18 protein-coding genes are annotated in these 20,889 nt (G+C 70.6%); 5 read left to right on the top strand and 13 right to left on the bottom strand.

Features of this window, described 5'->3' with window-relative positions; genetic code table 11:
- Positions 1-32 precede the first annotated feature (32 nt).
- The 6 genes from mmsB to OG254_RS15540 form a co-directional block, all read right to left on the bottom strand.
- Positions 33-1,277: a multiple monosaccharide ABC transporter permease gene (gene mmsB / locus OG254_RS15565; protein ID WP_405582006.1), complete on the bottom strand. Its 1,245-nt coding sequence runs from the start codon at positions 1,275-1,277 to the stop codon at positions 33-35.
- Entirely contained in the window at positions 1,274-2,824 is a 1,551-nt protein-coding gene (mmsA, locus tag OG254_RS15560) for a multiple monosaccharide ABC transporter ATP-binding protein (protein WP_405582003.1), read from the bottom strand. Before mmsA ends, mmsB begins: the two co-directional genes overlap by 4 nt.
- 33 nt (positions 2,825-2,857) lie before the next feature.
- Complete coding sequence (gene chvE / locus OG254_RS15555) at positions 2,858-3,970, bottom strand: multiple monosaccharide ABC transporter substrate-binding protein (protein ID WP_405582000.1); 1,113 nt, start codon at positions 3,968-3,970, stop codon at positions 2,858-2,860.
- Positions 3,971-4,112: 142 nt separating this feature from the next.
- Positions 4,113-5,075, bottom strand: a complete 963-nt coding sequence (locus tag OG254_RS15550) for a hypothetical protein (RefSeq protein ID WP_405581997.1) — start codon at positions 5,073-5,075, stop codon at positions 4,113-4,115.
- A 123-nt stretch (positions 5,076-5,198) separates the two neighbouring features.
- Positions 5,199-6,203 carry a zinc-binding dehydrogenase gene (locus tag OG254_RS15545; RefSeq protein ID WP_405581995.1) on the bottom strand — a complete coding sequence of 335 codons (1,005 nt, stop codon included), beginning with the start codon at positions 6,201-6,203 and terminating at the stop codon, positions 5,199-5,201.
- Entirely contained in the window at positions 6,200-7,363 is a 1,164-nt protein-coding gene (locus tag OG254_RS15540) for a mandelate racemase/muconate lactonizing enzyme family protein (protein WP_405581992.1), read from the bottom strand. The genes OG254_RS15545 and OG254_RS15540 overlap by 4 nt, the downstream gene beginning before the upstream one ends.
- Positions 7,364-7,760: 397 nt before the next feature.
- On the opposite strand from OG254_RS15540, the gene OG254_RS15535 reads away from it, so the two are divergent.
- Positions 7,761-8,663, top strand: a complete 903-nt coding sequence (locus OG254_RS15535; RefSeq protein WP_405581989.1) for a hypothetical protein — start codon at positions 7,761-7,763, stop codon at positions 8,661-8,663.
- Between the two features lie 10 nt (positions 8,664-8,673).
- On the opposite strand, the gene OG254_RS15530 is transcribed toward OG254_RS15535, so the two are convergent.
- A complete protein-coding gene (locus OG254_RS15530; RefSeq protein ID WP_405595009.1) occupies positions 8,674-10,047 on the bottom strand; it encodes a diacylglycerol/lipid kinase family protein in 1,374 nt (457 codons plus the stop codon).
- 349 nt (positions 10,048-10,396) lie between these two features.
- Positions 10,397-10,840, bottom strand: coding sequence for a MarR family transcriptional regulator (locus OG254_RS15525; protein ID WP_351187826.1), 444 nt, complete (start codon positions 10,838-10,840; stop codon positions 10,397-10,399).
- A 102-nt stretch (positions 10,841-10,942) separates the two neighbouring features.
- Between OG254_RS15525 and OG254_RS15520 the strand changes: the two genes are divergently transcribed.
- Positions 10,943-11,941, top strand: coding sequence for an NADP-dependent oxidoreductase (locus tag OG254_RS15520; protein WP_405581985.1), 999 nt, complete (start codon positions 10,943-10,945; stop codon positions 11,939-11,941).
- Positions 11,942-12,048: 107 nt separating this feature from the next.
- Positions 12,049-12,468: an organic hydroperoxide resistance protein gene (locus OG254_RS15515; RefSeq protein WP_405581983.1), complete on the top strand. Its 420-nt coding sequence runs from the start codon at positions 12,049-12,051 to the stop codon at positions 12,466-12,468.
- A 91-nt stretch (positions 12,469-12,559) separates the two neighbouring features.
- On the opposite strand, the gene OG254_RS15510 is transcribed toward OG254_RS15515, so the two are convergent.
- Positions 12,560-13,711 (bottom strand): serine hydrolase domain-containing protein, encoded by a 1,152-nt coding sequence (locus OG254_RS15510; protein ID WP_405581980.1) that lies wholly within the window; start codon positions 13,709-13,711, stop codon positions 12,560-12,562.
- Positions 13,712-13,720: 9 nt separating this feature from the next.
- Complete coding sequence (locus tag OG254_RS15505) at positions 13,721-16,306, bottom strand: M14 family zinc carboxypeptidase (RefSeq protein ID WP_405581977.1); 2,586 nt, start codon at positions 16,304-16,306, stop codon at positions 13,721-13,723.
- 208 nt (positions 16,307-16,514) lie between these two features.
- Here OG254_RS15505 and OG254_RS15500 point away from each other — a divergent pair, with 208 nt between their 5' ends.
- The gene (locus OG254_RS15500; RefSeq protein WP_405581974.1) at positions 16,515-17,351 is read left to right on the top strand and encodes an EI24 domain-containing protein; all 837 of its coding nucleotides are present in this window, start codon (positions 16,515-16,517) and stop codon (positions 17,349-17,351) included.
- Between the two features lie 238 nt (positions 17,352-17,589).
- On the opposite strand, the gene OG254_RS15495 is transcribed toward OG254_RS15500, so the two are convergent.
- On the bottom strand, positions 17,590-18,849 hold the full coding sequence (locus OG254_RS15495) for a pyroglutamyl peptidase (protein WP_405581971.1): 1,260 nt from the start codon (positions 18,847-18,849) through the stop codon (positions 17,590-17,592).
- A gap of 81 nt (positions 18,850-18,930) precedes the next feature.
- Entirely contained in the window at positions 18,931-19,878 is a 948-nt protein-coding gene (locus OG254_RS15490; RefSeq protein ID WP_405581968.1) for a LysR family transcriptional regulator, read from the bottom strand.
- A 49-nt stretch (positions 19,879-19,927) separates the two neighbouring features.
- Between OG254_RS15490 and OG254_RS15485 the strand changes: the two genes are divergently transcribed.
- On the top strand, positions 19,928-20,329 hold the full coding sequence (locus OG254_RS15485; RefSeq protein WP_405581965.1) for a RidA family protein: 402 nt from the start codon (positions 19,928-19,930) through the stop codon (positions 20,327-20,329).
- Here OG254_RS15485 and OG254_RS15480 read toward each other — a convergent pair.
- Entirely contained in the window at positions 20,301-20,882 is a 582-nt protein-coding gene (locus OG254_RS15480) for a TetR/AcrR family transcriptional regulator (RefSeq protein ID WP_405581962.1), read from the bottom strand. The genes OG254_RS15485 and OG254_RS15480 overlap by 29 nt on opposite strands.
- Positions 20,883-20,889 lie beyond the last annotated feature (7 nt).

Below are 20,889 nucleotides of genomic sequence, written 5' to 3'. Positions count from 1 at the left end.
GGCCCCGCCGTTCTGGCGGGGCCCCGATGGACTTACGAACCGACCTTGCGCTTGTTCCACACGTCGAACCCGACCGCCGCCAGCAGCACCAGACCCTTGATGACCTGCTGCCAGTCGGTGCCGATGCCGACGAGGTTCATGCCGTTGTTCAGCACGCCCAGGACCAGGCCACCGATGATCGCGCCGAGGACGGTGCCGACGCCGCCGCTCATCGACGCGCCGCCGATGAACGAGGCCGCGATCGCCTCCAGCTCGAAGTTGAGGCCGGCCTTGGGAGAGGCCGCGTTGAAGCGGGCGGCGAAGACCAGACCCGCCAGGGCCGCGAGCATGCCCATGTTCAGGAAGACCAGGAAGGTGACCTTCTTGTCCTTCACACCCGACAGCTTGGCCGCGGGCAGGTTGCCGCCGATCGCGTAGATGTGGCGGCCGATGATCGCGTTGCGCATGACGTAGCCGAAGCCGACGAGCAGCACGCCCAGGATGAGCAGCACGATCGGGGCGCCCTTGTAGCTGGCCAGCAGCATCGTCAGCGTGAGGATGGCGGCGCCGAGCGCGACCAGCTTCAGCAGGAAGAGGTTGAAGGGCGGGACGTCGAGCGAGAACTCCTGCTGGCGGCGGCGGTCACGGAACTCCTGGAAGACCACGAGCGCGATCATCGCGAAGCCGAGCAGAAGTGTGAGGTTGTGGTAGTTGGTGTCCGGGCCGACCTCGGGCAGGAAGCCGTTGGCGACCTTCTGCAGACCCTCCGGGAACGGGCCGAGGGTCTGGCCCTCCAGGAAGATCTCGGTGAGACCGCGGAAGATCAGCATGCCCGCGAGGGTCACGATGAAGGAGGGTATGCCGCCGTACGCGATGAAGAACCCTTGTGCCGCGCCCGCGAGGGCACCCATGGCGAGGCAGAGGATCACCGCCACCGGCCATGGCAGATCGTTCCTCACCATGAACACCGCGGCCATCGAGCCGATGAACGCCGTCAGCGATCCCACCGACAGGTCGATGTGGCCCGCGATGATGACCAGCATCATGCCGATCGCGAGGATCAGGATGTAGCTGTTCTGGAGCACCAGGTTGGAGACGTTGCGCGGCAGCAGCAGGTCGCCGTCGGTCCACACCGCGAACAGCACCACGATCAGGCCGAGCGCGAACAGCATGCCGTACTGCCGCATGTTGCGGCGCATGCCGTCCAGCACCAGCTGGAGCAGGCCGCCGCCTCCGGCCCCCGAGCTCTTCCCCGGCGGCGCGGGGGCCGGGGTCTTGGCGGTCACATCCGTGCTCATCGGGTTACCTCTTTGTCCCTTGTCATCTGACGCATCAGCGATTCCTGCGAGGCCTCGGCCCGCGAGAACTCGCCGGTCAGCCGCCCCGCGGCCATCGTGTAGATGCGGTCACACATGCCGAGCAGCTCCGGCAGCTCGGAGGAGATGAAGACGACCGCCTTGCCCTGGGCGGCCAGCTGGTCGATGACCGTGTAGATCTCGTACTTGGCGCCGACGTCGATCCCGCGCGTGGGCTCGTCCAGGATCAGCACGTCCGGACCCGCGAAGATCCACTTGCTGAGGACGACCTTCTGCTGGTTGCCGCCGGACAGCTTGCCCACCGGCTCGAAGACGGTCGGCGCCTTGATGTTCATGGACTTGCGGAAGCCCTCGGCGACCTGCCGCTCCTCGTGCTCGTCGACCACGCCCCGGCTGGCGACCTTGCCCAGCGCGCTGAGCGAGATGTTCCGGTTGATGGTGTCGATGAGGTTCAGGCCGTAGTGCTTGCGGTCCTCGGTGACGTACGCGATGCCGTGCTTCACCGCCTCGGGGACGGTCTTCGTACGGATCTCCTTGCCGTCCTTGAGGACCGAGCCGCCGTGGTAGCGGCCGTACGTCCGCCCGAACACGCTCATCGCGAGCTCGGTGCGGCCGGCGCCCATCAGGCCCGCGATGCCGACGATCTCCCCGCGTCGCACGGACAGTGACACATCGTCGACCACCTTGCGCTGCTGGTCGATCGGGTGGTGCACGGTCCAGTTGCGGATCTCGAGCGCCGGGGCGGCGCCCTCCTCCGGCTCGTGCGGCGTGCGGTCCGGGAAGCGGTTCTCCAGGTCCCGGCCGACCATGCCGCTGATGATCCGGTCCTCGGTGGTCTCCGGCGCCTTCACATCGAGCGTCTCGATGGTCTGGCCGTCACGGAGGATCGTCACCGAGTCGGCGACCTTGCGGATCTCGTTGAGCTTGTGAGAAATGATGATCGAGGTGATGCCCTGCTTCTTCAACTCCAGGATCAGATCCAGGAGTTTGCCGCTGTCCTCGTCGTTCAGGGCCGCGGTCGGCTCATCCAGGATGAGCAGCTTCACCTTCTTCGACAGCGCCTTCGCGATCTCCACCAGCTGCTGCTTGCCCACGCCGATGTCGGCGACACGGGTGTCCGGGTGGTCGGACAGGCCGACCCGGCGCAGCAGTTCGGTGGCATGCCGCAGGGTCTCCCGCCAGTCGATGAACCCGCCCTTGGCGTGCTCGTTGCCGAGGAAGATGTTCTCCGCGAGGGAGAGGAACGGCGACAGCGCCAGCTCCTGGTGGATGATGACGATGCCGTGGTGCTCGCTCGCCCGGATGTCCCGGAACTCGCAGACCTCGCCCTCGAAGAGGATGTCCCCCTCGTAGGTGCCGTGCGGGTGGACGCCGGAGAGGACCTTCATCAGGGTCGACTTGCCGGCGCCGTTCTCCCCGCAGATGGCGTGGACCTCGCCCTGCCGGACGGTCAGCGTGACGTCCGACAGCGCCTTGACGCCGGGAAAGGTCTTGACGATCGAGCGCATTTCCAGGACGGGTCCCGCCATGGTCGTGCCTTCCAATCAGAGTGGGCCGGCGGGTTACTTGAGGTCGCTCTCCTTGATGTAGCCGGAGTCGACGACCTCCTTCTGGTAGTTGGTCTTGTCGACCGCGACCGGCTCCAGCAGGAAGGACGGGACGACCTTCGAGCCGTTGTCGTAGGTCTTGGTGTCGTTGACCTCGGGCTTCTTGTCGTTGAGCAGGGCGTCGACCATGCCCGAGGCGACCTTGGCGAGCTCGCGGGTGTCCTTGTAGACGGTCATCGACTGCTCGTCGGCGATGATCGACTTCACCGAGGCGACCTCGGCGTCCTGACCGGTGACGACCGGCAGCGGCTTGCTCTTCGAGCCGTAGTCGTCCGACTTCAGCGCCGAGAGGATGCCGATGGAGATGCCGTCGTACGGCGAGAGGACCGCGTCGACGCGCTCGCTCTTGTAGGCCGAGGTCAGGATGTCGTCCATGCGCTTCTGGGCGGTGCCGCCGTCCCAGCGCAGGGTGGTGACCTGGGTCAGCTTGGTCTGGCCGGAGCGGACGACGAGCTGCTTCTTGTCGATGTAGGGCTGCAGGACGTTCATCGCCCCGCCGAAGAAGTAGCGGGTGTTGTTGTCGTCGTTGGAGCCGGCGAACAGCTCGATGTTGAACGGGCCCTTCTTGGAGCCGTCCTTCAGGCCGAGCTTCTCGACCATGTAGGTGGCCTGGAGCTCGCCGACCTTCTCGTTGTCGAACGACGCGTAGTAGTCGACGTTCTCGGTGCCGAGGATCAGGCGGTCGTAGGAGATGACCGGGATGTCCGCGTCCTTGGCCTGCTGGAGCACGTTGTTCATCGACTTGTTGTCGATGGCCGCGACGATCAGCGCCTTGACGCCCTGCGTGATCAGGTTCTCGATCTGCGAGACCTGCTGGTCCGGGTCGTCCTCGCCGTAGACCAGCTTGGTCTTGTAGCCCTTGGACTCCAGGTCCTTGACGACGTTGTTGCCGTCGGCGATCCAGCGCTCGGAGGACTTGGTCGGCATCGCGATGCCGATGGTCGCGCCTTCGGAGCTGCCCGAGTCGTCCTTGGAGCCGCCCTCGCCGCTCTGGCCGCAGGCGGACAGGGTCAGGGCGAGGGATGCGGCGGAGGCTATGGCGGCGAGTGCGGCTCTGCGAGTACGCATGATCATCATCCTTGATGTGTGTGAGCAGGGCTCGGTCTGGGCGGTTGCGACGAGGCGTGTCGAGGGCTGTGCGGGTACACGAAGGGTGTGTGGGATTGTGTTCGACTGCGTCTGCTTCTGTGAAGGGGGTTTGTCCGGAACGTTATGCGGGAGTTTCGAATCGCTTCAGCGTTCCGGGCAGCCGTGAACCGAGAGGCGCCATGTCGCCGTCAGCTCCGTGCCGTGCGAGCAGGTCCAATGCCAGCCGTCCGCGCCGTACGCGTTCCCGGGCGGTGGCCAGCGTCAGGTCCCGCATGTGGTGTCCGTAGGGATAGATGCCGGGGGCCTTGGAGAGCCCGAACTTCAGATAGAGCGGTGCGCCACGCCGGATCAGCTCGGCGACCTCGTACATCCGCACATAGCCGCCGAGATCGTCGGGGGCCTCGATGTACATGTCCATGGGGGCGGCGGAGACCCGCCGGATCTCGGTGAGGTGATCGAGCGTCAGATCGCTGGGCACATTGACCGAGTCCGCGCCCAACTGCTCGTACACCGCGTACGCGGCGGGATTGACGGGCCCGATCAGCGCGCTCGCCTTGAGCGTCGTGTCGGCCGGGATGATCCCGGCGGCCCGCGCCCGGTGCAGCGTCCACAGCACGCCCTCGTCGGCGACGAGCAGGCACTTGACGCCCAACTCTGTGGCCCGTACGGCGTCTTCGACGCAGCCGGCGACGGCGTCATGGCCGCGTGCGCGCAGTCCGGCCCCCCGCGAGTCGGTGCGCGTGGAGCCGCCGATGTCCCAGGTGCCGCGCGGGCCGGTGAACAGGCAGAGCTCGATGTCGCGTTCGGCGGTGGCCTCGACCATCTCGGTGATCTCGGTGTCGGTCAGCATCCACACGCCGCTGCCCTGGCTGATCCGGTGGACCGGCACGTCGAGCAGCGAGGCTTCCTTCAGGGCGACGGCCAGCGCTTCGGGACCCTCGCACGAGGGGATCTCGGTGCGCCAGCGGCCGCCGCCCGGGAACGTATGGGGCGAGGCGTCGGCGGGGGAGAGGTCGGGCGCACCCAGGCCGAGGGCGGCGAGCACGTGCTCACCGGGTCGGCGGGCTGCGGAAGCGTCGGTCACAAGCTGTCCTTCTTGTTCGAAATGTCGGACGAGGTTCGCGGCTCAGGGTGTGCGGGGCTTTGGGTGTACGCCGGTACGGGGACCGTCAGGTTGCCCCCGTACCGGCGTACGGCTGAGGGGGCCTCAGGGGCGGAGGAGGACCTTGCCCACCTTCGGATCGCCGGACCCGACGAGCTCGATCGCCTGCGGGAACTCCGTCAGCGGCAGCTCGTGCGTGACCAGCGGCAGCGGATCGAGCAGCCCGGCCGCGAACACGCGCACCGTGTGCGCCCAGGCGTCCGGCGGCGCCCCGAAGACGGTGTGCACCTCCAGCTGCCGTACGACGAGATCGGTCGGGTCGAGCCCCTGCGCACCCGGCGCCGGGATCCCGGTGAGGACCAGCCGCCCGCCGCGCCTGAGCAGGGCGGCGGAGACGCGCGCGGCGTCGGCGGACCCGGCGGTCTCGATGACGACGTCGAAGTCGCCGGGGAGCTCCTGATCCTTGGTGCGGAAGCCGGTGGCGCCGTACTGCCGCGACAGCGCCTCACGGTCGCGCCGCGTGCCCACCACGAGCAGCTCGGCCGGCGAGCCCGCCTTGAGGAACTGGACGGCGAACATCCCGAGCGTGCCGGTACCGACCACGGCCACCCGCTCACCCGGCAGCGCGTTCGCCTTGAGCGCGGCGGCGGCGATGCAGGCCGCCGGCTCCAGCAGCGCGGCCGCGGTGAGGTCGCAGCCGTCCGGCAGGACGTGCAGCAGCCGGGCAGGAAGCGTCAGAGTGGCCGCCATGGCGCCCGGCTGGGTGAACCCGGTCTCCTCGTACCCCGCACCGCACAGCGTGGTCTCACCGGCGTGACAGCGGTCGCAGACCTGGCAGTTGCGGAAGCCCTCGCCGACGACCTTGCGGCCGACGAGCGAGTCCGGCACCCCGGCGCCGACGGCGGCGACGGTCCCGGACCACTCATGGCCCGGCGTGAGCGGGTAACGGACGTACCCCTCGGGCCGGTTGCCCTGGTACACCTCGCGATCGCTGCCGCAGATGCCGACCGCGTGGACGCGCACCAGCGCCTCACCGGCCTCCGGCTCGCGCGGCGTGTGCGCGGTGAGCCGGTGCTCGCCGGGCGCCTCGATGACGACGGCGGTGCTCACTGCGCGCCCTTGGGCTTGCGCTGCTCCCAGCCCTCGGCCCACAGGTCGAAGCGGGCCTGCTGCTGCGGGAACTCGGCGGCGGCGTCGGCGTCGAACTCGACCCCGAGGCCGGGGGCGTCGGAGAGGTGGAAGCAGCCGTCCTCCGGGTTCACCTGCGGGGCGCCCTTGACGACCTTCTTGATCTCCGCGTCGGCGAAGTCGTTGAAGTGCTCCAGGATCTTGAAGTTCGGGGAGGTGAAGCCGACCTGGAGGGACGCGGCGGTGAGGACGGAGCCACCGACATTGTGCGGGGCGACGAGCACGTAGTGGGTCTCGGCCGTGGCAGCCAGCTTGCGCGTCTCCCAGATGCCGCCGATGTGACCGACGTCGGGCTGGATGATGTCGACGGCCTGGCTCTCGAAGAGTTCACGGAACTCGATGCGGTCGTGAATGCGCTCACCGGTGGCGACCGGGATGTCGACCTTGGCGGCGACCTTCTCCAGCGCCTTCAGGTTCTCCGGCGGGCAGGGCTCCTCCAGCCAGGCGGGCTTGAAGGGGGCCAGCTCGCGCGCGAGCCGTACGGCGGTGGCGGGGGAGAAGCGGCCGTGCATCTCGAGCATCAGCTCGGCGTCGGGGCCGATGGCGTCCCGGACGGCCTCGATGAGCGAGACGGCGTACAGGGTCTGCTCGTGGTCGAGTTCGAAGTGGCCGGTGCCGAAGGGGTCGATCTTGAGCGCCTTGTACCCGCGCTCCATCACGCCCTGGGCGGCCTTGTGGTACGCCTCCGGGGTCCGCTCCGTCGTGTACCAGCCGTTGGCGTACGCCTTGACCTTGTCGGTGACCTTGCCGCCCAGCAGCTGCCAGACGGGCACCCCGAGGGCCTTGCCCTTGATGTCCCAGCAAGCCATTTCCACCACGGCGATCCCGGACATGACGATCTCGCCGGCGCGCCCGTAGTCGCCGTACTTCATGCGCCGGACGAGGTCCTCGACAGCGAACGGGTCCGAACCGAGAATGTGGTTGGCCTCGGCCTCCCGCAGATAGCCGATCAGCGCGTCGGTGTGGCCCAGCATCCGGGTCTCGCCGACTCCGGTCAGCCCTTCGTCGGTGTGCACCAGGACGTAGGTCAGGTTGCGCCACGGCGTCCCGACCACGTGTGTGCTGATTCCGGTGATGCGCACGGCAGTTGCCCCTTGCTGCGTCGTCGGCTTCTTCGGTGTCGCATCCGAGCGTGTTCGAAATTTCGACACACGTTCGAAATGCTGACGTGACAGTAGGGAGGGCGTGGTGGGGGTGTCAATGGGTCGCACGCATAACGGTTTCGACACCGCTTTCGATACGGATTTCGGGCACCCCGTCGCGGAGCGTGGGGGGCGTCTCTGGCGTGTCGTGGCATATCCGTCAACTCGCCATGCGGGAACGGTTTGTTTCGTACAGAACTTTCACAGCTGTGACTAGGAACTGTGCGTCTGTGGAACCTAGTCTTCCCGCGTCATGGACTACTGCCACCCGTGCCGACGGCACCTGAATGGCGCCCTCGCCTGCCCGGGGTGCGGCGCCGCGGTCGAACATCTCCGGGTGTACGCCAGTGCCCCGAACCAGGCGTACCCGCAGATGGCCGACCGGGCGGCGGGAGCCACGGCGTACCAGGGCTCGTACCAGGGGTACGACGGGCAGTACGACGGGCAGTACGGCGGCGGTTACGACGCGGACGGATACGGCGGGCAGCACGACGAGCCGGGCCCTCAGGAGACCGAGGCGGCCGATGACGCCGCCGACGCTCCGGAGGCCGAGTCCGTCGCCTCGGCCGCACCGGTCGGCGGACGGGCCGCGCGCCGGGCGGCGCAGCGCCGAGGCCGTGGCCGCAGGCGCGGTCCCGACGAGCGTGAGGCGTACGCCGAGAGCGACGAGTACGCCGAGAGCGACGAGTACGACGACGAGGGCGACGCCGACCTGGACGAGGAGTCCGAGGCGGGCGGTGCGAGCCGTCGCGATCGCAAGGCCGCCGCGCACCGGCGCCGCCGTCGCCGGGTCCTGCTCGTCGCCGCAGGGTTCGTCCTGGCCGCCGGAGGCCTGAGCCTCGCGGAACTCGGCATGGACGCCCCGGGCAAGAGCGCCAGTCCGGCCGCCGCCGGGGACGAGTCCGCGGAGGGCGCTGCCGAGGCCGAGGTGTCGCCCTCGCCGGACGCGACGGAGGGCGCCACGGGAGCGGACGCGGACAATCCGTCGAAGGACCCCTCGGCATCCCCTTCGGTCTCCAAGTCCCCCAAGGACAAGAAGGACGAGGACAAGGACGGGACCCCGACGAAGGACCCCCAGTCGTCGGCGACCGGCGGCTCCGGTCCGTCCACTTCGGACCCGGCGCCCACCCCCACGTCCGCCGAGGACCCGGCACCGACGACGCAACCGACCACCTCGGACCCCACCCCGGACCCGTCGCCGTCGGAGACGTGCAACCGGTTCCTGTGGTGGTGCACGTAGGGCCTGTCGTTCACGTTCGCCAATCCGGACGATCGTGACCGCGTGAGGTGCGGCTGCCCGTGAACGCCAGCCGCCGCAGGGCCCGCCAGTCGACCGGCGGCCTGCTTCCGGGGACCCCCGGCCGCTCGCGAGGTACGCGCACGCGCAGGGCGCCGGGCAGGATGCGGCACACGACGGGGGTGGGCAGCAGCAGCGCCTCGCCGTCGACGCCGACGGGGATGTCGGGAGCGTCGGCGTCGATCACCACCTCGGTCGCGGCCAGCGCGGTCAGCCCGCGCGCCTGCTGGCCGCGCAGCAGACCGGCCGCCTCGGCGGCGTTTTCCACGCTCACGCCGAGCACACCGAGGGCACCGGAGTCCAGCCGCGGCCGCCGGCCGAGACCCGCCGCATCGCCCAACTGGTAGGGATTGTTGCTGATCAGTACCCCTTGGGGAGCGTCGATGGCCACATGCCCCGCCCGCACGGTCAGTCGTGGGCCGACATCATGGGTCAGCAGATCCGGGAGCTCCCGGAGGACGGTGCGCACCTTGTCGTCGCGGTAGGCGGGGCTCTGCACCACCATCGCGTACGCCCCGAAGGACGCGGTGTTCACGAACACGCGCTCACCGATCAGGCCGAGGTCGATGCGCAGTTCGACCCCGTCGGTCAGCGCGTCGAGGCAAGCCGACGGATCCTCCCGGTCCAGGCCGAGGTCCATGGCGAAGTGGTTGCGGGTGCCGGCCGAGATCACCACGAACGGCAGACCCCGCTCGGCGGCCACGCCCGCGACCAGCGCCTGCGTGCCGTCCCCGCCGGCGACCCCGAGCAGGTCGGCGCCCTCGGCCACGGCCCGGCGGGCGAGTTCCCCGACGTCCTGGTGATGCGCCGGATCCAGTACGGCGACCTCGGCGCCCCGCTCCCGGGCCTTGGCCACGAGGTCGAACCTGCCGACCTTCCCGCCGCCCGAACGCGGGTTCATGATGAGGAACGGCGCCTCGGCCTTCGGCGCCGGACGGTGTTCTGTCCGCGGACGGTCGGCGTCCGCGGCGAGGGCGGCCCGCCCGATCAGCGCCGCGACGGCCCACAGCGCGAGGGCCGACAGCACGGGCCACAGCAGCCCCACCGTCGAGTAGGCCAGCAGCACCGCGGCTGGCGTCAGCAGCACGAGGACGGCGGCCAGCGCCCGGATCAGGCCGCGACGGGAGAGGGCCCACCACAGCGCTGCGGCCGTCGCGCCGAGCCCTGCCAGGCCCACGAGGAGCAGGGCGATGCTCCTGACCCCGGCCGCCGTCAGCAGCAGCGCGATCGCACCGGCCGCGACCAGCAAGGCCAGCCGCGCCGTCCACCGTTGCCCCGCGGCACCGGACCGATCGGCCGTGCCGGACGCCCGGCCCACCTTCCGCATACCGACCACACAGGCATCCCACCGCCCGCGCCCCGGCTCCGCATCACCTGCTCCGGGTGATCCGGCCACGTCCGCGCGCGACGCCGGGCCTGGGGCCTGTCCGGCGGATCATGCCGGCGTCGCGGGGCCTGGCACGCCCTCCCCCAGAGGGGGTACCCCCAGCGGCGTTGTCGTCACTCGCCGACTCCCCCACTCTCGACTCCGCTCGAGCGGGGGGACCCCCATCGCGTCGACTCCCTCCTCCGCCTTGCAGCTGCACGCGCCATGCCCCGCTCACCTGCGCTGATGGGATGCCGTTCCTTGCAGCCGGCCTGATCCGCCGGACAGGCCCTGGGGACCGGCCCGGCGGTCAGGCCTGCGCGCCCAGCATCCGCCGCAGCAGGTCCCGCAGGGACAACCGCTCCTCCTCGGAGAGCCCCGCGAGCGGCTCCCGGGCGAAACGCAGGGATTCCCGCAGGCCGCGGGCCACCTGGCGGCCCTCGTCGGTCACGGCCGCCAGCTTGACCCGCCGGTCCGCCGGGTCCGGGCGGCGCTCCACCAGGCCCCGTGCCTCCAGGCGGTCCACGATCCCGGTCACGTTCGACGGCTCGCAGCGCAGCCGCTGTGCCAGCTTCCGCATGGGCAGCGGCTCCAGCGACAGCAGGGTCAGCAGCCGTGCCTGTGCGCCGGTCAGGCCGTGCTCGCCGGCGGCCTCCTCGTACTCCTCGTGGTAGCGGGCCACGACCGCGCCGATCAGGTCGACGACTTCGAGGGTCAGTTCATCCGGACGGCGGATCTTGTGTGGAGTGGCCATGCTCTCAGGGTAACCCTGTTACTTGACATCCTGAAATATTCAGGAGCATGGTTGTTTCAGATGCTGAAGTAAAAATACCCGTACCGGAAAGGCGCACCCCCCATGAGCAACCGCGAGTGGCACCTCCTCTCCCGCCCCGTCGGCTGGCCCAAGGACGAGGACTTCGCCCTGGTCGAGACCGAGGTGCCGACGCCCGGCGAGGGTCAGGTGCTCGTACGGAACAAGTACCTCTCCGTCGACCCGTACATGCGCGGACGCATGTCGGCCGCCAAGTCCTACGCCGCCCCCTTCGAGCTCGGCAAGGTCATGCAGGGCGGCGCCGTCGGTGAGGTCGTCGCCTCCAACGCCGAGGGTGTCGCGGTCGGCGACCACGTCCTGCACTTCTTCGGCTGGCGTGAGTGCGCCGCCTTCGACGCGAAGCACGCCGTCAAGGTCGACCCGAACGCCGCGCCCCTGTCCACGTACCTCGGCGTCCTCGGCATGACCGGCCTCACCGCCTACGCCGGCCTGCTGCACACCGCCTCCTTCAAGGAGGGCGACTCCGTCTTCGTGTCGGGCGCCGCGGGTGCCGTCGGCAGCCAGGTCGGCCAGATCGCCAAGCTCAAGGGCGCCTCCCGGGTCATCGGGTCCGCCGGGTCCGACGAGAAGGTCAAGCTCCTGGTGGAGGAGTACGGCTTCGACGCCGCCTTCAACTACAAGAGCGGCCCGGTGAGCGAGCAGCTGCGCGAGGCCGCTCCCGACGGTGTCGACGTGTACTTCGACAACGTCGGCGGGGACCACCTGGAGGCGGCCATCGGCTCCCTCAACCAGGGCGGCCGTATCGCCGTCTGCGGCATGATCTCCGTCTACAACAACACCGAGCCGGCCCCCGGCCCGAAGAACCTCGCCCGCCTCATCGCGACCCGGGGCCGCATCGAGGGCTTCCTGGTCGGCGACCACTACGACCTCCAGCCGGAGTTCGTCCAGGAAGTCGGCCCCTGGGTCGCCTCGGGGCAGCTCAAGTACCGCGAGACGGTCGTCGAGGGCATCGAGAACAACCTGGAGGCGTTCCTCGGGGTTCTGCGCGGCGACAACACCGGAAAGATGATCGTCAAGCTCTGACGTCCTCGGTCGCCTTCTGCAATTTTCCGTTATGCGGTAACTTCTTTCCGAAACCGTCGTCGATCGTGGGCGCGAGTCGCGGCGGACCGAGGAGGAGAAGACACCGCATGTCCATCCAGCAGAGCGATGTCCTGTACACCGCCGTCGCCACCGCCGAGAACGGTCGCGACGGGCGTGTCGCCACCGACGACGGCAAGCTCGACGTCGTCGTGAACCCGCCCAAGGAGATGGGCGGCAGCGGCGCCGGCACCAACCCGGAGCAGCTGTTCGCGGCCGGCTACAGCGCCTGCTTCCAGGGCGCCCTGGGCGTCGTCGCCCGCCAGGAGCAGGCCGACATCTCCGGCTCGACCGTCACCGCGGAGGTCGGCATCGGCAAGAACGACGACGGCTTCGGGATCATCGTCGAGATCTCGGCGGCCATCCCGAACGTCGACGCCGCCACGGCCCGGGACCTGCTTGAGAAGGCTCACCAGGTCTGCCCGTACTCGAAGGCGACGCGCGGGAACATCAGCGTGACGCTGGTCTGACACCGTTCGTTGCGTATGACGGAGGCCGCACCCCTGGACGTGGGGTGCGGCCTCTGTGTTGGTGGGCCGTTGCGCGGCGTTGCTGGTGGCTTCAGCTCGCCAGCGCCGCGCTGTGTGCCGCCCTCACCAACCGTTCGTTCTCCTGTGCCGCTCCGCCCGGGAAGGCGCAGCGGCGGCGGGTGTAGCCGTAGGCCAGGCCGCTGCGGGGGTCCGCGAAGGCCTGGGAGCCGCCGGCGCCGCTGTGGCCGAACGTGCCGGCGCCGAGGAAGGGGTACAAGGTGTCGGAGAGCGCCTGGAAGCCCAGGGCGTAGGACCTGTGGACCCGGGCGACCAGGTCGTAGCCGGTGGAGTGGATCTGGCCCACCTCGGCGATCGTGTCCGGCTTCAGCAGGGGCGGGCGCCTGCCCACCTCGCTGATCGCCGCCGCGTACATCCCGGCCAGCCCGCGCGCGGAGGCGACGCCGCCCGCCGACGCCGGTCCGCTCGCGCGCACGGCACGGGAGTTGGGGTAGTCGGCCAGCTCGCCCGGATCCGGCACATGCGTGTTGAAGGCGATCGAGGCCAGCGTGTGCGGCCCCGTAGGAGTCGCGTCCAGCACCGCCTGCTGCTCCGGCGTCGGCGCCATCGGCTGCACGGAGCGGTACCGGGGCTCCAGCTCCTCGGGGAGCCCGAGGTGGAAGCCCAGGCCGTACGGGGCCCGGATCCGCTCCTCGTAGATCTCCTGGAGTGAACGGCCCGTCGCCCGCCGCACCACCTCGCCGGAGAGCGCGCCGATCACGAGCGCGTGGTAGCCGAAGGCCGTGCCGGGGCGCCAGAACGGCCGCTGGTCGGCGAGGCGTTCGGCGATGGCGCGGTCGTCGGCGATCTCGTCCCGGGTGAACCCGGCGTCGAGCCCGACCAGCCCGGCCCGGTGCGAGAGCAGCTCGCGCAGGGTGATGGCGGCCTTGCCCTCGGCCCCGAACTCCGGCCAGTAGTACGTCACCTTCCGGTCCGGCTCCAGTGTGCCCTCCTGGATGAGCAGCGCGACCACGAGGTGCGCGGCGCCCTTGGTGGAGGAGAACACGCCGTAGAGGGAGTCGGCCTCGCAGCCGTCACCGGTCCACAGGTCGACGACCTTCCGGCCGTGCATGTAGGCGCACACCTGTCCTTCGTAGTCGGGGAGTTCCCCCGCCACGAATGCGGCGAACTCGTCCCGCACGGCCTCGAAGCCGTCCGCGACCGTGCCGTGGATCCCTTGCGTCATCCGCTCTCCTCATCTGCTGCCACTGGCCTGGGCCATGCCGAACAACGCCCTTCCCACCTGGGCGAATTCCCCCTTCGGGTGATCCCTGAACAACGGCTCGGTGCCGAACAGGACCGCCCGCGGGCCGCTGACCACCGCGGCCCGCCCCGCCGCGGCCGAGGGCCCGCCGGAGCCGTCCTGCGACGGCCGCCAGTGCCCGGAGACGAGCGGATTCCCGGTCGCGTACGCCTGCTCGACCCGGACGCCCGGACCGAGGTCGGTGAACCACACGGGCGCGTAGACGAAGCCGTGCGAGGGAGCGCCGCGCATCAGGGCGCTGCGCGAGTTCGCCACGCGCACCACGCCGTTGGCGTCCCCGTTGCCCTCGACCGGCTTCACGGCGAGCAGCCCGGCCGCCGCGTTGAGTGCGGCACCGGTGGCACCCCGCCCGACCAGAGCGTGCCGGTCGAGGAAGGCGTCGAGTGCCGTGCGGGCCGCGGGGCTCAGGTCGTCGTGGTCCAGTCCGGCCGACACGAACAGTACGTCCACCTTCGACCAGTCGAACCCGGCGTTCAGCACGGCCGTCGACACCGGAGCGACCTCGAAGTTCATCTCCCGCAGCGCCAGCAGCTCACCCGGTGTGACAGCCGCGGCGACGCGGGTGCGGTGCAGCGGAGTGATGCCCCTGGCGGTGGTGGCGTCGAAGACGACGTCGTACGTCTTCGCCGCCGCCGCGGCCTTGGAGCGTGCCGACGCCGGGACGATCGCGCTTCCGTCGGCTGTCCGTCGTATCGAAACTCCCTGCCGCAGAAGGGAGTTGACGGCCGCGATCTCGCGCGGGTCGTCCAGGCGCAGGCGCAGGTCGCCGCGCGGGGCGACGTACGCCACGCGGGTGGCGGCCGACACGGGCCGCAGCGGCGCGGCGGCGAGGCTCCCACGGGTCACGGGCTCCACCGTCGCGCCCCACAGCCGGCCCAGACTCCAGCCCGAGATGTCGTACATCACCGACACCTTGTCGCTGATGTCCCGCCCGTCGGCGAGCAGCACGTTCGCCAGACCGCGCTTCGGCTGGCGCAGGTCGACGACGTAACTGCCCTTCGCGTACGTCCGTCCGCCGAGCCGGAAGGAGTGCAGCGCCCGGGTGACACGGACGTCGTTGGCGAGGAGGTGGTCGACGAGGCGGGCGGCGGCGGGCGCCGAGCGCTGGGCGGTGGGGCCGGCCGGGATGACGTAGGCGCGGGGGAAGGTCGTCGTGTAGACGTCCTCGGGGCCGATGCCGGGGACGCCGGGCACGGTCTGCGGCGAGACCGGCACCTGTGCCGCACCGGCCGAACCCCGCCGGAAGACCTCGATCTGGTCGGCGATCAGGGACGTGTGCCTGGCCTGGACGAAGTCGAGGGTGGCACGCAGGGCGGCCCCCGCGACGTCCACGTTGATGGCCGAGCGGCGGCGCAGCTCGCTGACGGGCAGCGTCTCGTAGTCGGCGTTGTTCACCGGCAGCGGGATCTCCACCGTGTGCGCGGCGACCGTGCCGTGGAAGGCCGCGTACTGCGGGGTGAAGATCGGCGGCCAGTCGTCCCAGCCCTCCTCCTGGTCCCGGAACGGGATCTGCGCGGGCTCGACGCCGTCCTTCTCGGCCGTGTAACCGAGGCCGTTGACGGCGGCCTCCATGCCGAGGGCGTTGGCGTAGGTGTTCTTCAGGAACAGGTCGTACTCGTAGTTCTCGCCGTGCGGGGGAGTCGTGGGCTCGATGAGGGTGCCGTTGACGTAGCCGTGCAGGTCGAGCATGACGGCCGGCTGCTTGTCGATCATGATCCGCCGCATCGCCCGCACCTCGGGCTGCGAGGCGGTGACGAAGTCCCGGTTCATGTCGAAGCCGCCCGCGTTCGCGCGGGTTCCGGCGATACGGCCGTCGGGGTTGGCGGTGATGTTGAAGTAGAGGCGGCTGTGGGCGAGGAGGTCGCGCGTCCTGCCGTCCGTGGCGGCGGCGAGCCGCTCGATGAGCTTCAGGGAGGCGTCGGTGCCCTCCCACTCGTTGCCGTGGATGTTGTTGTTGAGGAAGACCGGCGCCTTGTAACTCCGTTTGATCCCGGGCGACTTGGCGGCCGTGGCGGGCGCGTTCTCGATGAGCTCGCGCATGCGCGCCTGGGCGCGGGCCTGGCCGGCGCTCTCCGGGGCGGTGACCGTGACGAGATAGAGCCGGTGCCCGCCGGCCGACCGGCCCGCGACCTCGACGCTCACCCGGTCGCCGAGGGCCTGGAGGGCGTTCAGCTTCGGCGCGATGGCGTGGTACGGGGTGAGGCCGAGCTTGATGGACTTGTCGGCCGGGTTCTCGGGGTCGGGGGCGAGGACCTGCCGGCGCGGGTAGCCGCGGCTGTCGTCGCCGAGCACCGCCTCGGCGGCGGCCTCGGAGTCCGCCCCGGCGGCGAGGGCCCGCTGGGCCGCGCTCACCGGCGTCCGCGCGGCCTGCCCGTCGAGCGCGGCCTCGCGGTGGACCGGGGGCCGGGGCTCGGCGGCCGCGGTGGGCGGGGTCAGCAGCAGGGATCCGGCCGTCGCGAGGGCGAGGGCGGCGGCGATGGGAACGGGTCTCGCAGGAACGGTTCTCGTGATGCGCACGCGTATCTCCTCCGGGAACTTCCTGAGATCGGTACGGCGAGGTGTACCTGTTCGACTCAACCGCAACAAGAGGGAGTTGGTGCCACGGATGCCCCGGACGGCCCATTTCGCGGGCAGGGGAATCGCGATCGACACCTTCGAGATCCGGTGACTGTGCCTCGAAACGGCCGTGACTCCGGTGTGACACGTCCCGGCTAGAGTGCCGTACATGCGTGATCTTGGGGCCGGTTTCAGTTATCTCCTCAAGGGCCAGCGATGGGTGGCCCGACACGGGAAGCAATACGGGTTCGGGCTGCTCCCGGGCCTGATCACCCTTGTCCTGTATGCGGGGGCGCTGGTCGGGCTCGCGCTCTGGGGCGAGGACTTCGTGGGGTGGTCGACGCCGTTCGCCGACGACTGGTCGAGCCCCTGGCAGGGCCTGTTCCGCGGCTTCCTCACCGCGGTCCTGTTCGCCCTGGGCCTGCTCCTGTCGGTGATCACCTTCACCGCCGTCACGCTCCTGATCGGCCAGCCCTTCTACGAGAACCTCTCCGAGAAGGTCGACCGGGACGTGTCCCCCGACGGCACGGCGCCCGAGTCCGGCCTGCCGCTCTGGCACGAGCTGCTGATCTCGGCCCGCGACAGCCTGCGGATCGTGCTGCGCGCCGGGGTGTGGGGCGTGCTGCTCTTCGCCCTCGGCTTCATCCCGGTCGTCGGCCAGACGGCCGTACCGGTGATCGGCGTCTTCGTCACCGGCTTCTTCCTCACCGAGGAACTCACGGCCGTCGCCCTCCAGCGCCGCCGCGTCGAACTCCGCGACCGCCTGACGATGCTCCGCTCCCGCAAGACCCTGATCTGGGGCTTCGGAGCCCCCCTCGCCGCGGCCTTCCTGGTCCCGTTCGTCGCGGTGTTCCTGATGCCGGGAGCCGTGGCGGGGGCGACGCTGATGGCGCGGGAGCTGACGGGGGAGGAGACCGTCGAGGGGGGAGGAGAAGCGGACGGCGCCCCTTTTGACGGGCAGTCGGCCTACTCCGGCTCAACGCCCGCACCGACGTCCGGGGCCTAAGGCCTGTCCGGCGGATCAGGCCGGCGTCGCGGGGGCTGGCACGCCCTCCCCCAGAGGGGGTACCCCCAGCGGCGTTGTCGTCGGTTGCCGACTGCCCCCACTCTCGGCTCCGCTCGAGCGGGGGGACCCCCATCGCGTCGACTCCCTCCTCCGCCTTGCAGCTGGACGCACCAGGCCCCGCTCACCTGCGCTGATGAGACGCCGTTCCTTGCAGCCGGCCTGATCCGCCGGACAGGCCCTAGGAAGCCGACGTCGCCTCCAGCGCCACGCCCACGATCGCCCGCACCTGCGCGATGATGTCCAGCCGATTCCGCACGAAGTCGGGATCCGTCACCGCCCCGGTCGCCGGATCCGTGTTCCCCGTGCCGAACTGCAGCACCGGCGTGTGCACATGCCCGCCCGGCAGCACGTCGTGCAGCCCCAGCCGGTCCCGCAGCAGGGTGGCCCGGTAGGCGATCTCGTTGGACAGGTAGTCCCCACCGCCCCCGGCCCGCGCGGTGGAGCCCGGCGTCGGCCCGTCCGGCCGCACCACGGCCTGCGTACCGCCCGCCGGGATCTCGGTCACGCTGGTGTTGTCGTACACCGGGAAGCGCCCGGAGTTCGCGGCGACGATCTGCGCGTACGGCAGGGTCGTGGTCGTCCACTGCGGCTGCGTGCCCGGATCGGCGACGGGGACGGTCTCCGTGCGGCCGATGTTGTCGTTGTCCTGGAAACCGCCCCGCCAGGCCCCGTTGGTGCGCTCCACGTCGAACCGCCCGACCCGCCCCTGGCTCACGGTCGTGAACAGATCGACCCCCTTCAAGTGCGGCCGCAGCGTCCGCTCCACGGTCCCCTCGGCGAAGTCCAGCCAGCGCACCGGAAACACGGCGGTCTCCACCCGCGCCGGACCGTCCGCCGTCTCGATCACCGTGCCGTCGAGGGCGAGCGCGGTCGCTCCGGACGGGTTCGAGATACGGATGTCACGGTCGAGGGTGAACGGGTCGAATCCGGTGACCAGAACCCGCTTGAGCCCGCCGTGCGGATACCGGATGTCGCTCTGCCCACGCGACGTCCGCTCCAGCGCGCCCAGCAGCGCGCCCCGCTGACCGTCGCTCAGCCCGAACGCCGGCTCCCAGGTCCGCACGTCCCGCGTCATCGACAACCGCGCCCAGTACAACGGCCGATCGTCGTCCCGGCTCAAATCACCCCCCGCAGGCCCCCGCCCCTGCGCCCTGGCGACGGCACTGCGCCACAGCGCCGACCCCTCGCGTACGACGACACGCTGGGCCTGCGCGTAGGAGTGAGCCGCCTCCAGATCGCGGGCGAACTCCGCCGCGGCGGCGTCGAATCCGGAACGGCGCAATATCTCCTGGGGGACCGCCTTGTCGAGCCGCTGCTCCTCGACGGTGGGCGTCGCCGCTGCCGTCTCGGCGGCCGCGGCGCTCCCCGCTGTCGGGGCCGAGAGACCGGCCAGCAGAGCGAGTCCGAGGACGCCGATCCGAACACGTATGGAATTCAAGGGAGTTCCGGTCCTTCCGTCACGGTGGGGGCTGCATGTGCGTCGTGCGGGACGCCGGAAGTATCGCGTGACGGGAGTGGTCTACGCCATGGTGCGGGAGGTCACGGTCACCGCCGACTCCCTCAGCGCACCCAGGAATTCCACCCCGGCAGGCGTCAGCGACCGCCCTCGCGCGGTGGCCGCGTACACGGCCCTCGCAGGGCCGCCCTCGTCGAGCACCGGCACCAGACGGATGTCGGGGCGCACGGACGCGGCGGCCAGCGCCGGGACCAGGGCCACGCCGAGGCCGGCGGCGACGTACCCCTGCTTCGCGGTCCACTCGCCGACGACGTGCACGACGCGCGGCCGGAAGCCCTGCCGCAGCGCCGCGTCGAGGAGGGTGCCCTCGGGGCGGGAGCCACCGGAGATCCAGTCGGCGTCGGCGAGTCGGCTCAGCCGCACGGGTCCCTCGTGGCGGGCGAGGGGGTGGGCGGCGGGGACGGCGACGTACAGGCGCTCGTCGAGGAGGTGGTGGAGTTCGTACGCCTCCAACGGGGCGCGGCCCGTGGTGGAGACGACGGCGAGGTCGAGGTGGCCGGCGCTCAGGCGGTCGAGCAGCACCGGGGTGAAGCCCTCCTCGCGGGTCACGTGGACGCGTGGGTGTCGGGCGCGGAAGGCGGCCAGGGCCTGCGGCACAAGTCCCGCGTCGGCCGTGGCGAAGGCGCCGAACCGCAGCCGCCCGCCGGCCACTTCACGCAGCGCGGCCAGCTCCCGGACGGCGCCGTGCAACGCCTCGGCGACGGCCTCCGCGTACGGCACGAGAACCCGCCCGGCCTCGCTGAGCCGTACCCCACGCGGCAGCCGGTCGAACAACGCAGCTCCGCCCAACGCCCCTTCCAGCGAAGAGATCTGCCGGGACACCGCGGACTGGGTCCACCCGAGAGTCCGGGCGGCGCCGGTGAATGAGCCATGCCGCGCGACTTCCAGAAACACCCTCAGCCACACCGTGGACACCTCGGGAAACTCATGCTGATCCGGCATGGCAGCCATGCTGGACATTCGCTTGTCGCATTGCAAGCCGGCACTTAGCGTCGAAGCCATGCAGATCACCATCGGCAACCCGGCCTCCGCGCCCCAGCCCCTCAGCCCGTACTACTCCCAGGTCGCCCGCGTCGAACAGGCCGACGGCAGCGCCCTGTTGTTCCTTTCCGGGCAGATCGCCGAGGGGGCGACCGTCGCCGAGCAGACCCGCGGCATCTTCGAGACGATCGCCGCCCTGCTGGCAGCCCACGGCGCGACCCTGGCGGACGTCGTCAACATCCGCACCTGTCTCACCGACATCGCCACGCTGGAGGAATACGGCAACGTGCGGCGGCAGTTCCTCACCGGCACCCCGCCCACCAGCATGACCTTCGAGGTGCCGAGGCTCTTCAGGCCGCAGGCCCGCGTGGAGGTCGAGGTCGTCGCCGCCGTCAGTCCGGGCGCTCGCCCAGCAGGCTGAGGAAGTCCCGGAAGGCGCCCGGCATGTCCACCGACTCGGGGTCCAGGAGCCACTGGTACTGGAGGCCGTCCATCACGGCGACCAGCAGGGGGGCCGTGCGCTCCGGTGTCAGGCTGTTCGGCAGCCGGTCGCCGTACTCGGTGCGCAGTACCTCGGCCATGCTCGCGCGGACCTCGACGTACCGCCGCGAAAAGTAATCGCGCGCCGGATGCCCCTCCGTCACGCTCTCGCCGAGCAGCGCCGAGAAGGTCTGGATGATGCCGGGCCGCATCGCGTTGTACTCGACGAGCGAGGCCAGCAGGTCGATCCGCCACCGGGTGCCCGGCACCGCGTCCCACTGGTCCCGCTCCTTGAGCACGGCGACCAGCAGCGCGTCCTTGGTCGGGAAGTAGTGCAGCAGCCCCTGCTGTGTGAGCCCGACCCGCTCCGCGACCGCGCCCAGGCTCGCCCCCCGGTAACCGCGCTCGGCGATCACCTCCAGGGCCGCCCGGACGATCTCGGCGCGGCGCTCCTCGCTCCTGACCCTCGCGTTCATGGCGTCACCGTACGACATTGCATGG

Source organism: Streptomyces sp. NBC_01092 (assembly GCF_045039535.1).
GTDB lineage: Bacteria > Actinomycetota > Actinomycetes > Streptomycetales > Streptomycetaceae > Streptomyces.
The sequence above is the reverse complement of the archived record's forward strand: the minus strand, read 5'-3'. Positions and strand labels throughout refer to the sequence as shown.

Bases quoted from the DNA above. Each gene is read 5' to 3' on its own strand.
- OG254_RS15480 (WP_405581962.1), bottom strand. From the start codon at position 20,882: ATGTCGTACGGTGACGCCATGAACGCGAGGGTCAGGAGCGAGGAGCGC.
- OG254_RS15520 (WP_405581985.1), top strand. From the start codon at position 10,943: ATGAGCAACCGCGAGTGGCACCTCCTCTCCCGCCCCGTCGGCTGGCCC.
- OG254_RS15530 (WP_405595009.1), bottom strand. From the start codon at position 10,047: ATGCGGAAGGTGGGCCGGGCGTCCGGCACGGCCGATCGGTCCGGTGCC.
- mmsA (WP_405582003.1), bottom strand. From the start codon at position 2,824: ATGGCGGGACCCGTCCTGGAAATGCGCTCGATCGTCAAGACCTTTCCC.
- OG254_RS15510 (WP_405581980.1), bottom strand. From the start codon at position 13,711: ATGACGCAAGGGATCCACGGCACGGTCGCGGACGGCTTCGAGGCCGTG.
- OG254_RS15525 (WP_351187826.1), bottom strand. From the start codon at position 10,840: ATGGCCACTCCACACAAGATCCGCCGTCCGGATGAACTGACCCTCGAA.
- OG254_RS15485 (WP_405581965.1), top strand. From the start codon at position 19,928: ATGCAGATCACCATCGGCAACCCGGCCTCCGCGCCCCAGCCCCTCAGC.
- OG254_RS15500 (WP_405581974.1), top strand. From the start codon at position 16,515: ATGCGTGATCTTGGGGCCGGTTTCAGTTATCTCCTCAAGGGCCAGCGA.
- chvE (WP_405582000.1), bottom strand. From the start codon at position 3,970: ATGCGTACTCGCAGAGCCGCACTCGCCGCCATAGCCTCCGCCGCATCC.
- OG254_RS15515 (WP_405581983.1), top strand. From the start codon at position 12,049: ATGTCCATCCAGCAGAGCGATGTCCTGTACACCGCCGTCGCCACCGCC.
- OG254_RS15490 (WP_405581968.1), bottom strand. From the start codon at position 19,878: ATGGCTGCCATGCCGGATCAGCATGAGTTTCCCGAGGTGTCCACGGTG.
- mmsB (WP_405582006.1), bottom strand. From the start codon at position 1,277: ATGAGCACGGATGTGACCGCCAAGACCCCGGCCCCCGCGCCGCCGGGG.